Genomic DNA, 16,382 nt, shown 5'->3' with positions numbered 1-16,382 from the left:
AAACATGAAGATAAAGCATTGTTTTTTGCTTTTTGTGATGGTATTTCTTTGCACAAATGTTGTTTTTGCAGAGAGAGTTGATATGCTGAAAGCCGGTGCAAAAGCCGACGGCAAAAAATTAAATACTCTATTAATAAATAAAACAATAGAGAGACTTTCTTCGAATGGTGGAGGTACTCTTTATTTTCCTTCGGGTACTTACCTTACCGGAGCTATAAAGTTAAAGAGCAATATCACTATTGAACTTGAGACCGGTGCCACGTTATTATTCTCGGATAACTTTGATGATTATCTGCCTTTTGTAGATATGAGGTATGAAGGCGTAATGATGAAGAGTTTTTCTCCATTATTTTATGCTGTCGATCAGCATGACATAACCATAAAAGGAGAAGGAACAATCAACGGACAAGGTAAGAAATGGTGGACAGAGTTCTACCGTGTTCTGGTAGATCTTCAAAAAAACGGTGTTCGTGATTTGAATAAATATCAGACAATGTGGGATAACGCCAATAAGGATCTGAATCTATCTAAAGTTACTAACGAAGATTATAAAGAAGTTCTCGATCGTCGCTTTTTCCGTCCGGCATTTATTCAGCCAATCAGATGCAAGAATGTGAGAATTGAGGGGATTAAAATTATAAACTCACCCTTCTGGACAGTAAATCCTGAGTTTTGTGATAACGTTATTGTAAAAGGAATTACCATTGATAATCCTCCTTCTCCAAATACTGATGGAATAAATCCTTCATCCTGTAAAAACGTACATATCTCCGACTGTCATATATCTGTTGGCGATGATTGTATTACCTTGAAATCTGGTCGTGATTTGCAGGCACGCCAATTAGGAGTTCCTTGCGAGAATATAACAATAACCAACTGTACAATGCTTGCCGGACACGGAGGTGTAGTTATTGGCAGTGAGATGAGTGGTGATGTTCGTAAAGTTACTATCTCCAATTGCGTTTTTGATGGAACCGACAGAGGTATTCGCATCAAATCTTCTCGTGGACGTGGAGGTATTGTAGAAGAGATACGTGTTGATAACATTGTAATGAAGAACATAAAAACAGAAGCCATTGTGCTTAACCTGTTTTACAGTAATATGCCTAAAGAACCTGTATCAGATCGTACTCCGATTTTCCGTAATATTCATATATCGAATCTTACCGGAACACAGGTTAATAGTGCTGTGAAAATACTTGGTATCGAAGAAATGCCTATAACAGATGTTACGCTTAACAATATCAATATCCAGTCCAACACCGGACTTGAAGCTGATATGGTTAAGAATCTGGTATTGAATAATGTTCGTATCGATTCAAAGATGGGAGCACCGTTCAAAATCTCAAATTCAGAAAATCTGGAAATAAATAGTGTAAAGAGTATGACTCCAAATGCAGATTCGCCTGTTATTAAACTTACAGATTCAAAAGAATCACTTATTCAGGGATGTTTCCCTATATCAGGAAGTCGCTCATTTCTTCTTTTAGGTGGTAATTGCAAAGGTACTGTACTTATGAATAATTGTTTTAACAGATTGCCTTTGATTATGGATAAAGAGAGTAAATTTACCAAAGAAGATCTTACAATTAAAGAATAAACCATTCTTTTAATTAAACGATATAATTACATGAATATAAAAGCCATTATATTATCAACAGCATTGGTACTTTCAGGAAGTACTCTTTTTGCTCAGCAGGATTCAGACCATAAATATCAGCGACCATTGAAAGATGTTTTAATGGAAATTTCAAAGCACTTTAATGTACGCCTGAAATGGACTGATGTAATTGTTGACGGTAAGATGCTTGATTATGCAGATTCCCGTATTCGCCCTTATTCAGTTGAAGAAAGTCTGAACAATGTGCTTGCTCCTTTCGACTACAAGTTTGTGAAACAGGGGGATAATCTTTATAAAATAAAGAATTACGAGTATGCCCGCATTACGGATGAAGACGGAGTGAAAATGATTAATTATCTTAATTCTCTTTACGCTGATTCGGTGCAATGGAACAAAAGAAAAGAATGTTTGCGTAAAGAGGTAAGAGAACGTTTGGGCATTGATCCTCTACTTAAGGCAAGAGTTAATGCTAAGCCGGTAATCTCAAAGGAAAGAATCTATAGCGGATATACTGTACAGAACTTCTCATTGGAAACTTTGCCTGGCTTGTATGTTTGCGGATCAATCTATAAACCTTTAATAAAGGGTAAGTTCCCATTAATAATTTGTCCGAATGGACATTTCCTTGATGGGCGATATCGAAAGGACCAACAACAACGCATGGCTACTTTGGCTAGAATGGGAGCCATTTGTGTGGATTATGATCTGTTTGCATGGGGCGAGTCTATGTTGCAATTCCCCGGAGAAGCACATCGCAAAAGTGCAGCTCAGGTTATTCAGGCTTTGAATGGAATTAGTATTCTCGATTTTATGTATAATCGTAAAGATGTTGATAAGAAAAGAATTGGAGTAAATGGTGGTTCCGGCGGCGGCTCTCAAACAGTACTTCTTTCTGTTCTCGATCAGAGATACACTGCTCTTTGTCCGGTTGTAAGTCTGTCGTCTCACTTTGATGGTGGATGCCCATGTGAAAGTGGACTACCAGTTTTCTATTCTTGCGGAGGAACTGTTGCTGCTGAACTAGCTGCTACAAATGCTCCGAAGCCAATGTTGATTGTATCCGACGGACAAGATTGGACCAGTACTGTTCCAACTCTTGAATTTCCGTATATCAAACGCATTTATGACTTTTACGGCGCAGCAGATAAAGTAACAAACGTTCATCTGCCTGCCGAAGGACACGATTTTGGTCCAAATAAAAGAAATGCTGTTTATAATTTCTTTGCCGATGCATTCAATCTGAAGAAACAAATGCTTGATGAAAGCAAAGTAACAATAGAACCGAAAGAGAACATGTATAGCTTTGGAGACAAAGGAGAAAAGCTTCCAAAGAATGCTATGCGCTCTTTTGAAGAATTGGAAAAGCTTCTGAATACACTGAAGTAATCTCTTTTTCTTCATTAAATAACCAACAACAAATGAATCGTAAAAATACATATTTCAGTCGTTATCGATTTCTTATCCTGATTTCATCTCTGTTTCTGTCTCTTTATGCAGAAGCGGCAGGATATAAATTGTGGTATGATAAACCGGCTTCTGTATGGACTGAAGCTTTGCCTTTAGGAAATGGTCGTTTAGGTGCAATGGTTTACGGAACTCCTTCTGTAGAGCAGATTCAGCTAAACGAAGAAACTATATGGGCCGGTCGTCCTAATAACAATGCAAATCCGGAAGCTTTGCAATATATACCAAAGGTCAGAGAACTGGTCTTTGCAGGTAAATATCTGGAAGCTCAGACATTGGCTACTGAAAAAGTAATGGCAAATACAAACTCCGGTATGCCATATCAGACATTTGGAGATTTGCGCATTGCTTTCCCTGGACACACTCGTTATACTGATTATTACAGAGAACTAAGTCTCGATTCTGCCCGTGCACTGGTTTCCTATAAAGTGGATGGCGTTCGCTATAAAAGGGAGATGATAACTTCATTTCCTGATCAGGTTGTAATGATTCGCTTATCAGCTGATGCTGCAAAGAAAATAACTTTTAATGCATTCTTTACTTCTCCTCATCAGGATGTTGTAGTAGATACAGAAGGAAACAGTGTAACCCTTTCGGGTGTATCTTCATGGCATGAAGGATTAAAAGGAAAAGTAGAGTTTCAGGGGAGACTGACAGTTAAGGCTGTTAATGGAAAAGTACAGTATAAAGACGGAACCGTAACTGTAGAAGGTGCAGATGAAGCTACTTTGTATGTTTCAATTGGAACTAATTTTGTAAATTACAAAGATATATCAGGTAACTCTGCAGAGCGTGCAAAGAGTTTTCTTGAGAAGGCGCTGAACAGAGATTATGCTACATCGTTCAAAGAACATGTTTCTATCTTTAAAAAATACATGGACAGGGTTTCTCTTTATCTTGGAGAAAACAAACAAGATGGAATAACTACCGATAAGAGAATAGAAAACTTTGTACAGACAAACGATGCTCATTTGGTGGCAACTTATTTTCAGTTCGGACGTTACCTGCTGATTTCTTCTTCTCAACCAGGCGGACAACCGGCTAATCTTCAGGGAATCTGGAACGATAAACTATTGCCTTCATGGGATAGCAAGTATACTTGCAATATCAATGTTGAAATGAACTACTGGCCATCTGAAGTGGCCAATCTCACAGAACTGAATGAACCATTGTTTAACATGGTAAAGGAAGTTTCGGAAAGTGGTAAGGAAACAGCTAAAGTAATGTATGGTGCCGATGGATGGGTTTTGCATCATAATACAGATATCTGGAGAGTAACCGGTGCTTTGGATAAAGCTCCTTCTGGAATGTGGCCTTCTGGTGGTGCATGGTTATGCCGCCATCTTTGGGAACACTATTTGTATACCGGGGATATAAAGTTCCTAAAAGAGATATACCCAATAATGAAAGGTGCAGCTGTATTTTTTGACCAGACTATGGTTAAGGAACCATCACATAACTGGTTGGTTGTTTGTCCTTCAAACTCTCCTGAGAATGTTCATGCCGGAAGTAACGGAGAAGCAACTACTGCTGCAGGTTGCACAATGGATAATCAGTTAATATTCGATCTTTGGAATGAAATTATTTCAGCTTCGCGCTTACTGGGTGTTGATGCTGATTTCGCATCTCATCTGAAACAAAGACTGAATGAAATGGCACCAATGCAAGTTGGCCGTTGGGGACAATTACAGGAATGGATGAACGATTGGGATGACCCACAGGATATTCATCGCCATGTGTCGCATCTTTACGGATTATTCCCAAGTAATCAGATATCTCCTTACCGTACTCCTGAATTATTTGAGGCTGCCCGCACATCGTTGATTCATCGTGGCGATCCTTCTACAGGTTGGTCAATGGGATGGAAAGTTTGCTTATGGGCACGTTTACTGGATGGAGATCATGCATATAAGCTTATAACAAATCAACTTTCATTGGTACGCAATGAAAAGAAAAAGGGAGGTACTTATCCGAACTTGTTCGATGCTCATCCACCTTTCCAGATTGATGGAAACTTTGGTTGTGCAGCCGGAATTGCAGAGATGTTGATGCAGAGTTACGACGGTTTCATTTATCTACTCCCGGCGTTACCTTCATTATGGAAAGAAGGGCACATTAACGGACTGATTGCCCGCGGTGGATTTGAATTGAATATCAGTTGGAAAAACGGAGAGATTGATCGTGTTGTAATAAAGTCTCGTCTTGGAGGTAATTGCCGCTTGCGCTCACTCACTCCGCTTAAAGGTAGCGGTCTGTCGAAAGCCAAAGGTGAAAACCCGAATGCACTTTATGCAGTACCTGCTGTATCAAAACCATTGGTTCACGATCCTTCAAAACTGGCAGGAATAAGCATAAAGAATACTTATTTGTATGATTTGAAAACAAAAGCAGGAAAAGAATACATAATCTATAAAAAATAAAGAATAATGATGAAAAGAAACAAGATCATTGCATTGGCATGTTTGTTCCTTTTAGGAGTTTCTGGCACAATGAAAGCACAGAAAAACGAACCTAAAACTTACATCCCATGGGCTAATGGAAAATTGGTTGTTGATGAAAGCGGACGTTATCTGAAACAGGCTAATGGTGCTCCGTTCTTCTGGTTAGGTGATACAGGCTGGCTTATGCCTGCACGTCTTGATCGTGATGAAGTGGAATATTATCTTGAACAATGCAGCAAGAAAGGCTTTAATATGGTTCAGATTATGTTAATGCATACTATTCCGGAGATCAATACTTATGGTCAATGGGCTTTACCTGATGGATTTAATTTTAAGAACATTGATAAAAAAGGTGTTTACGGATATTGGGACCATATAGATTATATTGTACGTACTGCTGAGAAGAAAGGTATTTATATTGGTATGGTGTGTCTTTGGGGAACTCCTGTTCAGAAAGGACTGGTAACAGAAAAAGATGCTCAGGTTTATGGTAAATTCCTTGCAGATCGCTATAAGAATAATCCTAATATTGTTTGGTTTATCGGAGGAGATATTCGTGGAGATGTGAAGCCAACTGTATGGAATGCACTTGCCAATACAATAAAGGCAAATGATGAAAATCACTTGATGACTTTTCACCCAAGAGGAAGAACTACTTCTGCTATTTGGTTTAACGATGCTAAATGGTTAGATTTTAATATGTTCCAGTCTGGTCACCGCCGTTACGGACAACGTCTTGGTGATGGAGATTATACCATTCAGGAAAATACAGAAGAAGATAACTGGAGATATGTAGAAAAGAGCTTTGCTATGAAGCCTTTGAAACCAACTATTGATGGTGAACCTGTTTACGAAGAAATTCCTCAGGGATTGCATGATACCACACAACCTTTATGGAATGCTAATGATATTCGTCGTTATGCATACTGGTCAGTTTTTGCCGGTTCATTCGGACATACTTACGGACATAATTCAATTATGCAGATGTTGAAGAATGGAGTAGGGGGAGCTTACGGTGCTACTAAACCATGGTATGATGCATTGAAAGATCCGGGAATGAACCAGATGAAATATCTGAAAAACCTGATGCTTACTTTCCCATACTTTGATAGAGTGCCAGACCAGACTATTGTAGCCGGAACAAATGGCGAACGTTACGAAAGAGTAATCGCAACTCGTGGAAATGATTACCTTTTGGCTTACAACTATACGAATCGTCCTGTACAGATAGATCTTACAAAGATTTCGGGTGCGAAGAAGAAAGTATGGTGGTTCAATCCTTCAAACGGAGAATTGCAATATGCAGGTGAGTTTGATAATAAAGTAACCGAATTTATTGAAGATAGCGGTTATCGTGCCGGAAACGATCGCGTGCTTATTGCTGTCGATTCTTCTAAGGATTATATTAAGCAAGATTGGACATCTCTTCCAGATGCACAACAAAAATGGAATAAAAAATAAATAACCAGATAACAATGCCGAAGAAAAAAATATTATTATTGCTTGTTTGTCTGCTTTCTTTGAAAGTAGCGGCTTTTGCAGGAGTTAGCATTAGCAATCTGCGTTGTGAAATGTTGAACAATCCAGTAGGGATTGATACAGAATCTCCTCGTGTTAGTTGGCGCATTTCTTCTTCAGATAGAGGAGTGACTCAGCTTTCTTACCAGATATTAGTAGCTTCTTCCATGCAAAAACTAAATGCCGGTGAAGGAGATGTATGGAACTCCGGCATTGTTAAGTCTTCCCAGTCTCAATGGGTGAGCTATGCCGGACAGCCGTTAAAAAGTAATGGTCGATATTTCTGGAAAGTAAAGGTTACTACTAATGCCGGAGAATCTTCCTGGAGTGAACCTGCTCAATGGAGCATGGGATTACTTTCACAGAATGACTGGAAAGCTCAGTGGATTGGTTTGGATAAACTGATGCCATGGGATTCTGATACTCAGTTTTCACGTATGTCTGCACGTTATCTTCGTAAGGAGTTTACTCCAAAGAAGAAAGTAGCACGTGCCACTGTTCATATTTCCGGGTTAGGTTTATATGAATTGTATATCAATGGTCAGAAAGTGGGTGATCGTGTTCTTGCACCGGCACCAACTGATTACAGAAAAACTACTCTTTACAATAGTTACGACGTTACAGCTTTGTTGAAAGATAAAGCAAACGCAATGGGTGTTACTCTTGGTAACGGACGTTTCTATACCATGCGTCAGAATTTCAAGAACTATAAAATCCCTACATTTGGCTTTCCAAAAGTACGTTTGGTACTTATAATGGAATATACCGACGGATCAAAAGATGTAGTTGGAAGTGATACTTCATGGAAAATTAATGCCGATGGTCCAATTCGTAGCAATAACGAATATGACGGCGAGGTGTATGATGCCCGCAAAGAGTTTGGGAACTGGACAGAACCGGGATTCAATGATTCTTCATGGGAATCGGCACAGCGTGTAACCCTTCCTTCGGGAACACTTCGTGCTGAAATGACTGCAGGAATGAAAGTTGTAGATAAAATCCACCCGGTTTCTATCTCAGAACTTCCCGGCAAGAGATACATTCTCGACATGGGACAGAACATGGCCGGATGGTTAAGAATAAAAGTGAAAGGTAATGCCGGTGATACTATCCGCCTGCGTTTTGCTGAAGTTCTTCAGAACAACGGTGAGCTTTATATGGAGCCTCTCAGAGATGCAAAGGTTACTAATCTTTATATCCTGAAAGGACAAGGAACAGAAGAGTGGGCACCTAAATTTGTATATAATGGTTTCCAATATGTAGAGATAACCGGATACAAATACAAGCCTTCATTAGATCAGTTTGTTGGTGAAGTTGTTAATGATGAAATGGAAACACTCGGTTCATTCAGCTGCACTGATCCTATCATTAATCAGATATACAAAAATGCTTTCTGGGGAATCCGTAGTAATTACAAAGGAATGCCTGTTGACTGTCCGCAGAGAAACGAACGTCAGCCTTGGTTGGGCGACCGTGCTGTAGGCTCTCTTGGCGAAAGCTTTGTAATGGAAAACGGACAGCTTTACAGTAAGTGGATGGACGATATCCGCGATGCGCAACGTGAAGATGGTTGCATTCCAGATGTGGCACCTTCTTATCTGAATTATTACACAGATAATATAACATGGCCTTCCGTATTCCTTTTATCATCAGATATGGTTTATTCACAGTTTGGAAATATACAACCTATCGTGAAGAACTATGATGCTATGAAGAAATGGATGGATCACATGAAGAAAGAATACCTGAGAGAGGGTATTATGACTCGTGATGAATATGGCGACTGGTGTGTTCCACCTGAATCTCCTGAACTGATTCACTCAAAAGACCCAAAGCGTCAGACAGACGGCCTGTTGGTTTCTACAGCTTATTATTATAAGATGCTTGCTTTGATGAGCAAATTTGCAACATTGCAAAATAAAACACAAGATGCAAAAGAGTTTGATGCAATAGCAGCTAATGTAAAAGACGCCTTCAATAAGAAATATTTCAATACAGATAGCTTGTTCTACGGAAATAACTCGGCAACATCCAACTTGCTTCCATTAGCATTTGGTATGGTTCCTGATAATATGGTAGCCAAAGTAAGCAAGCAGATTGTTGATAAAGTTATGGTTGGAAGCAATGGACATATCTGTACAGGTCTTGTAGGTTCGCAATGGATTATGCGCGAATTGTGCAAGATGGGACGTGCCGATGTGGCATATCTGCTGGCTTCTAACGATACATACCCAAGCTGGGGATATATGGTTAAAAAGGGAGCGACTACAATCTGGGAGTTATGGAACGGTGATACTGCCGGACCAAAGATGAACTCAAAGAATCACGTAATGCTGCTTGGCGATTTAATTCCATTCTTCTACGAGAATATGGCCGGAATTAAAACCGATGAAAAGGAAGCAGGCTTTAAGAAAATTATCATGAAGCCTAATTTCGAGATTCAGGATTTGAGTGATGTCGATGCTTCTTATATGACTCCTTACGGAAAAGTGGTGAGCAAATGGAAAAAGAATCTGAAACATCTGGATTGGAATTTCACTATTCCTGCCAATACAACTGCCATTGTTTACTTACCTTCGGATAAAGCAATGATAAAAGAGGGTGGTATTCCTGCAGCAAAAGCCAAAGGCGTTAAATATATCGGTAAAGAAGGTAATCTTACCCGCTGGGAAGTTGGATCGGGCGATTATTCATTCAGTGTTGATATGAATGTAGGTCTAGGCGCATGGAGAAAAGGAATTGTAGAAGATGAGTTCCTTTACGAAAAAGCTTCTTTCCCATCAGCACATGCTGCTACAATTGTCGACACTCCAACCGGACTTGTTGCTTCATTCTTTGGAGGAACAAAGGAAGGAAATCCTGATGTTTGCATCTGGGTATGCAGAAAAACAGCTGAAGGATGGACTGCTCCTCAAAAGGTGGCAGATGGTATAATGAGCGATACTTTGCGTAAAGCATGCTATAACCCGGTACTTTTTCAGGTACCCGGTGGCGAACTCTTGTTATTCTTTAAGATTGGAAAGAATGTGGGCGACTGGACCGGTTACCTCATTCGCTCTTTCGACGGAGGAAAAACATGGACTCAGCGTGAAGAGTTACCAAAGAACATTCTGGGGCCGATTAAAAACAAACCTGTAATGATAGGTAATAAGTTAGTTTGTCCTACAAGTACTGAAGGAGACGGATGGAAAGTTCATTTTGAATCTACAGAAGATAAAGGTAAAACATGGAGTGAAACACAACCCATCAATGATGGAAAAACAATCAATGCCATTCAGCCAAGTATCTTATTTCATAAAGATGGATCTTTACAGATTCTTTGCCGTACCCGCAACAGTGCAATAGCCGAAGCGTGGTCGAAAGATGGAGGAGAGACCTGGAGTGAAATGAAGCTGATTGATCTGCCGAACAATAACTCGGGAACAGATGCGGTAACATTGAAAGATGGTCGCCAGGCATTGATCTATAATCACGTTAAAACACCCCAGGGAGCTAAGAAAGGTGCACGTACGCCGCTTAACATTGCCGTATCAAAAGACGGAAAGAAGTGGTTTGCTTCACTTATTCTTGAAGATTCACCTATTGGTCAATATTCTTATCCTTCAATTATACAAGGTAACGACGGTTATATTCATGCTATTTATACCTGGAGACGCGAGCGCATTAAATACATGAAGATTGATCCTAAACAGTTAAAAGAGGTGCCTATTGTCAACGGACAATGGCCTGTACTTAAGAAGTAGTTCTGTTTGCTAAATCCTTTTCACGTAAAAGGAATAATATAAACATTAAGGTATCGCTCAAATATTCTTTGACCGATGTCTTAATGTTTTTTTATGGATACCATCTTATTTTATAAATCTGAAGGCTGAGTACAATTAGTTAAAAGAACCGTCATTTTATTAAATAACAGGTGTTTGAGAAGCGTAATTCTAAAAATGCTCAAAATAAAGCATAAATATTTTTATAGTAGTTATTAACTAACAAAAGAATGAAAAACAAGAAAGAAAAAGTGTGTCTACCAATGGACGTCTTGGGTTATCGATTTAGACGTAGCCATTTGGTTTTTGGACTATCGGCAGTTCTATGTATGTCTGCATTGCCTTCAACTTATGCAGGAAATTCACAAAATAGTGTGAGCTCGATTCAGACTATTACACAAGCTAAAACAATCAAAGGAAAAGTAGTTGATGAGAAAACCGGGGAAACACTTACAGGAGTTTCTGTGCTGGTAAAAGGTACTACCGTAGGTGCTATTACTGATATCGATGGAAACTTTACCTTGAACTTACCTTCCGGGAAAAATCTTATAACTCTTACTTACATTGGTTATAAAGCTCAGACTGTTACTGTTGGTAACGGTAAGGATTTGGAGATTAAGATGGAATCGACTACACAAAATCTTGATGAGGTTGTTGTAATTGGTTATGGAACAATGAAAAAGCGTGATTTAACCGGAGCTATTACTTCTATAAAGTCGGCTGATATAACAGCTGCTCCAACAAGTAACGCTATGGAAGCATTACAAGGTAAAGTTGCAGGTTTGGATATTGTTAAATCATCCGGTCAGGCAGGTGCCGATGTTAATATCCAGTTGCGTGGTACCCGTTCAATTTATGGAGATAACTCTCCGTTATTTATTATCGACGGTATTGCAGGAAGTTACAATCAGATAAATCCATCAGATATTGAATCTATTGAGGTGCTAAAAGATGCATCATCAACAGCAATTTATGGTTCTGCAGGTGCCAATGGTGTTGTTATAATCACTACAAAGAAAGGTGTTCAGGGCAAAACTACAGTAAATCTTGATGCTTATGTCGGAGTATCCGGTTTTGCAAAATATCCATCGGGAATGACTGGTGATGAGTATATGAATCTTAAAAGAGAAGCATATAGAGGAGCGCATGGCTCTTATCCTGAATTTACCTCATCCATTTTTACAGATCCTAAAGTGCAAAGTGCTTATGATAATGGCCAATGGATTGATTTCGTAGACGAAGTGATAGGTAAAGCATCAGTTAATCAGAATTATAATTTATCAATAACCGGAGGTACCGATAAGACTCAGGTATTTGCATCTATAAACTATAATGATGAGCAAGGCTTGCTTAAAGGTGATGATCGTTTACGTTATGGTTTGAGACTTAACCTGGATCAGAAGCTTTCTAGCTGGGCAAAGGCAGGATTCAACACAAATATCACCTATACAGATCAGAATAAACGCAACCAGAGTGTGTTTGTCAATGCTTTGACTTTTGTGCCACTTGGAGAGGCATATAATGAGGATGGCTCAATCAATCCGGAATATCTTACAGGTCAGCAAAATCCTATGTCGGATGAAATTGATGGCCAATATGTAAATAATACCAGAGGCACAAACATTACTGCAAACGGAACTTTGGAGCTTACTCCGGTAAAAGGAGTTTCTTTCAAATCAGTATTGGGAACAACCATTAATAATTCACGTACAGGGATGTTCTTTGGTCCGCTGTCTATAGCTAATATTACAGCCGGATATAACAAACCTTTGGCTTCTATTGCCAACAATGCTACTTACGGTTATAAATGGGAGAACATCTTAAACTATAACTTTAAAATAGCAAAAGATCATGAATTTGGGCTGACAGGTGTTACTTCCTGGTCTAAAAACCAAACAGAATATACTTATGCTGCAGCTCAGGGACAACAATTAACCAGTCAGTCTTTCTGGAAACTGTCAGCAGGAACACAGAAACAAAGTCTGGATTCCGATTTCAAACAAACACAGTCCATGTCTTATGCTGCTCGTTTGAACTATAACTTCAAAGGACGTTATATCGTTACTTTGTCTAATCGTTGGGATGGAGTATCTCATTTAGCAGTTGGTAGTAAGTGGGACTCATTCCCTGCAGCAGCTTTTGCATGGCGCATCAGCGACGAGTCTTTCATGGAAAAAAGCCAGGACTGGTTGTCTAACCTGAAATTAAGAATAGGTTACGGTATTACCGGTAACTCTGGTGGTATGGGAGCTTATTCTTCCAACACAGCAGTATATACATTCCTTAATCCGGTAGTATTTGGATCTAAGGCATACCCTGTTGTACAGTTTAGTGCACCTTACGGTAATCCATCAATTGGTTGGGAAAAATCATATAATACAAACATTGGTGTTGATGCTAGCTTCCTGAATGGACGTGTAAATCTTGCTGTTGACTTGTCTAACACAAATACAAAAGGTTTGTTGTTTAAACGTACTTTGCCTATTACTGCCGGTGTAACAATGTGGGGCTCTCCAATCAATACATGGCAGAATATTGGTGAAACCAATAACAAGAACCTTGAAGTGATGCTTAATACACAGAATATTGTTACAAAGGACTTCACATGGTCTACTGTTACTACTTTGACAGTAAACAAAGAAAAGATTGTGAAGTTACCTGACGGAGATATTATTGCAGAATCATTATTCAAAGGAAAACCAATCAGAGCATTCTATAATTATAAATACTTAGGAATATGGTCTGAAGCAGAAACCGATGAGGCTAAATTGTATGGTTGTGTTCCTGGAGATATAAAATTGGCTACCAACCCAATCATAACTAAAGATGTTGACGGAAACGATGTTAGTGATAATGGCGTTCATAAATACAGCGAAAAAGACAAGATGTATTTAGGTTCAAAGAATCCTGACTGGTACTTAGGTTTCCAGAATAACTTTACATACCGTAATTTCGATGCTAGCATTTTTATGATGGCTCGTTGCGGACAGATGTTACAGAGCGATTTGATAACAAGATACAATCCAACTACCAGTCTTGATAATTCTCCTTCAGGCATTAGTTACTGGACTCCTGAGAACCAGGGTGCATATCTGCCTCGTCCGGGAATTCACAGTTCAACATCACAGTATTATGGCTGGAGTTCATTAGCTCTCAGAGATGGTTCTTTTATCAAGATTAAGAATATTACATTAGGTTATACTTTACCAAAATCTTTATTGAAGAGTGCACACATGGAGAAACTTCGCGTATATGCAACAGCATATAACCCATTCATTTTTGCATTCGACAAGCAAATGAAAGGACAGGATCCTGAACGTGAAGGATCTGACAACTTCCCTTTGACAAAAGAATTTGTATTTGGTGTAAATGTAACATTCTAAAATTAAGTAAAACATGAAATTCAATAAACTTAATAAATATAATAAAATCTTGCTGTCAACTATCCTTGCGGCAAGTGTTGGGGTCTCATCTTGTTCTTTAGATGAAGTAAACCCTTCTGGTTCTACCATGAATATTCTGATATCTCAGAAAGATGGTTACCAAAAAGCTATCAATAACTGTTATTTCAGTCTTCAACGTTATTTTTACGGTAAAAACGGAATGATGTTCCTTACTGAAGCAGGAACCGACCTTTGGACTTCCCGTCAGAATGCAAAAACCTACGAAGGTTATTTCAAATATGGTCAGGGAGCGCAGATCTCATTAAATAATGCAAAAGATCAGTGGAATGGTGCTTATGATGGTATCGGAGCATGTAATCTGTGTATTGAAAGTGTAGACAATGTAACAGACTTTGCAAGTACCGATGAAAAGAATGCTTTAGTAGCAGAAGCTCATTATATGAGAGCGCTTTACTACTATTTCCTTGTAGAACAGTTTGGTGCTGTAACTTTAAACACAACTTTACCTTCAGGGGTAGATTTATCTCCAACAAAAACAGAGCCGCTTGAAATATATAAAACAACCATTATCCCTGATCTTGAGTTTGCTGCTAAGTGGCTTCCAATATCTCGTCCGGGCGAAGAAGGTAGAGCATTGCGTAAATCTGCAATGGGACTTTTAGCAAAAGCTTGCTTGCAGACAAAAGAATATGGTACTACAGAATATCTTCAGGAGGCAATTGAAACAAGTAAGGCTTTGATAGCCGACTGTGAATCAGGTGGCGCAAAGTATGCTACTTATATGTATCCTACCATTAATCAGGTATTTGCCAATGCAAACAACCTGGAGAATAAGGAATCTTTATATTCTGTAGCTTTCTCACAGGCCGGAGGTAGTACAAACTTGTGGCAACACAATCAGGATTACCAGTTATTCTATGGAAATGTAGCCAAATTCCCAGCTATTCTTTACAAGGGACATGAAACAGAAATAGGACGTTATTCTGATGGTTTGTTTATGCCTTCTAAATATTTGCTGGATGTATTTGTTAATAAAGATAATACTCTAGATCCTCGTTATGCTGCATTCTTCCAGACAGAGTGGACTGCAAACAATGCATATCAGTGGACAGCAGATAACCTGAAGATGTACGACCGCACATCAAGTGTTACTTCTTCATCAAAAGTGAACGTAGGCGACGTGGCTATTAAAATTGTTCGTCCTCAGGAAGCTGCATACAGTGATCTTGTATCAAATAAACTGAATGTTCCTTACCTGGTTATTGATTACAAAGATTTGTATAACGATGATATGACAGTGAAGATGACGTATACTCGTCTGAACGATGGATCAACAGTTGAGAATCCGTTCTACTTCTTCTATCCATCACTCAACAAATTCAACTCAAGCAACTTTACTGTAATCAGTGCGTCAAAGAACCGTTTCGCATGTGATGCTTCTGCAATAACAATGCGTATGGCCGAAATATACCTGATAGCAGCCGAAGCTGATTTGTATCTCAATGGAGGTTCGGGATCTGCAGCATATATCAATAAAGTACGTAAAAGAGCTGGTGCTGCCGATATTCAAGGTAGTGTTACTATTCAGACAATCCTTGACGAACGTGCAAGAGAGTTGGCCGGAGAGTATACTCGTTTCTATGATTTGAAACGTACAGGTAAGTTGAGTAAAGCTTATCTTACTGAAACAAATCCAGATGTTGGAGCATATTTCAACGACGATTACTATAAAGTTCGTCCAATTCCACAATCATTTACTGATGTGATAAAGAATGGCGCTGAATATCAGAATCCTGGTTATTAGGATTATCTGAGAATTAAATTGAAAAAGTCCGGGTCTTGTGGATTAGACCTGGACTTTTTTTTATATATCCAAATGCAAGGAAATGATAACGGAATATAATATGGCCAAATTACTGAATAAAATACAGCCAAATTACTGAATTGTTTGAAGCCAAATTACTGAAAATAGAGATAAATATAAACCAAGAGTTATATGGTGCAGACTTACCTTGCCGGAATACAATTATCCAAACCGGTAAAATGCTTCTATAAAATCTGCGGAAAAATACCCCCTGTTTTTTGTTATCCTAAATTCAAGTGTTAAATGCAACTGATGGAATTTTAGATTGAATATTTTTTCAGAGAAGGGGAAGATGTTTATCTTCCGCCT

The 16,382-nt window shown here is 38.9% G+C and carries 7 protein-coding genes; all 7 read left to right on the top strand.

Annotated features, from left to right (window positions below; all coding sequences use genetic code 11):
• The first annotated feature begins 4 nt into the window (after positions 1 to 4).
• The 7 genes from BUC21_RS04495 to BUC21_RS04465 all read left to right on the top strand — a co-directional run bounded on the left by BUC21_RS04495 (position 5) and on the right by BUC21_RS04465 (position 16,013).
• Positions 5 to 1,600 (top strand): glycoside hydrolase family 28 protein, encoded by a 1,596-nt coding sequence (locus BUC21_RS04495; RefSeq protein WP_083547594.1) that lies wholly within the window; start codon positions 5 to 7, stop codon positions 1,598 to 1,600.
• Positions 1,601 to 1,636: 36 nt separating this feature from the next.
• Positions 1,637 to 3,007: an alpha/beta hydrolase family protein gene (locus tag BUC21_RS04490; protein ID WP_394332749.1), complete on the top strand. Its 1,371-nt coding sequence runs from the start codon at positions 1,637 to 1,639 to the stop codon at positions 3,005 to 3,007.
• A 32-nt stretch (positions 3,008 to 3,039) separates the two neighbouring features.
• Positions 3,040 to 5,505, top strand: a complete 2,466-nt coding sequence (locus BUC21_RS04485; protein ID WP_073399667.1) for a glycoside hydrolase family 95 protein — start codon at positions 3,040 to 3,042, stop codon at positions 5,503 to 5,505.
• A gap of 9 nt (positions 5,506 to 5,514) precedes the next feature.
• A complete protein-coding gene (locus BUC21_RS04480) occupies positions 5,515 to 6,987 on the top strand; it encodes a glycoside hydrolase family 140 protein (protein ID WP_073399665.1) in 1,473 nt (490 codons plus the stop codon).
• A gap of 14 nt (positions 6,988 to 7,001) precedes the next feature.
• Entirely contained in the window at positions 7,002 to 10,787 is a 3,786-nt protein-coding gene (locus tag BUC21_RS04475) for a family 78 glycoside hydrolase catalytic domain (protein WP_073399662.1), read from the top strand.
• Between the two features lie 248 nt (positions 10,788 to 11,035).
• Positions 11,036 to 14,188 (top strand): SusC/RagA family TonB-linked outer membrane protein, encoded by a 3,153-nt coding sequence (locus BUC21_RS04470; protein WP_073399660.1) that lies wholly within the window; start codon positions 11,036 to 11,038, stop codon positions 14,186 to 14,188.
• A 13-nt stretch (positions 14,189 to 14,201) separates the two neighbouring features.
• Complete coding sequence (locus BUC21_RS04465) at positions 14,202 to 16,013, top strand: RagB/SusD family nutrient uptake outer membrane protein (RefSeq protein ID WP_073399657.1); 1,812 nt, start codon at positions 14,202 to 14,204, stop codon at positions 16,011 to 16,013.
• Positions 16,014 to 16,382 lie beyond the last annotated feature (369 nt).

Origin of the sequence: Bacteroides luti, assembly GCF_900128905.1 — a bacterium.
Taxonomy (GTDB): Bacteria; Bacteroidota; Bacteroidia; order Bacteroidales; family Bacteroidaceae; genus Bacteroides; species Bacteroides luti.
Note: the sequence above shows the minus strand (reverse complement) of the source record. Positions and strands in the feature narration are given on the sequence as shown.

Excerpts from the sequence above, each read along its gene's own strand:
- BUC21_RS04495 (WP_083547594.1), top strand. The coding sequence starts at position 5 with ATGAAGATAAAGCATTGTTTTTTGCTTTTTGTGATGGTATTTCTTTGC.
- BUC21_RS04485 (WP_073399667.1), top strand. The coding sequence starts at position 3,040 with ATGAATCGTAAAAATACATATTTCAGTCGTTATCGATTTCTTATCCTG.
- BUC21_RS04480 (WP_073399665.1), top strand. The coding sequence starts at position 5,515 with ATGAAAAGAAACAAGATCATTGCATTGGCATGTTTGTTCCTTTTAGGA.
- BUC21_RS04475 (WP_073399662.1), top strand. The coding sequence starts at position 7,002 with ATGCCGAAGAAAAAAATATTATTATTGCTTGTTTGTCTGCTTTCTTTG.
- BUC21_RS04470 (WP_073399660.1), top strand. The coding sequence starts at position 11,036 with ATGAAAAACAAGAAAGAAAAAGTGTGTCTACCAATGGACGTCTTGGGT.
- BUC21_RS04465 (WP_073399657.1), top strand. The coding sequence starts at position 14,202 with ATGAAATTCAATAAACTTAATAAATATAATAAAATCTTGCTGTCAACT.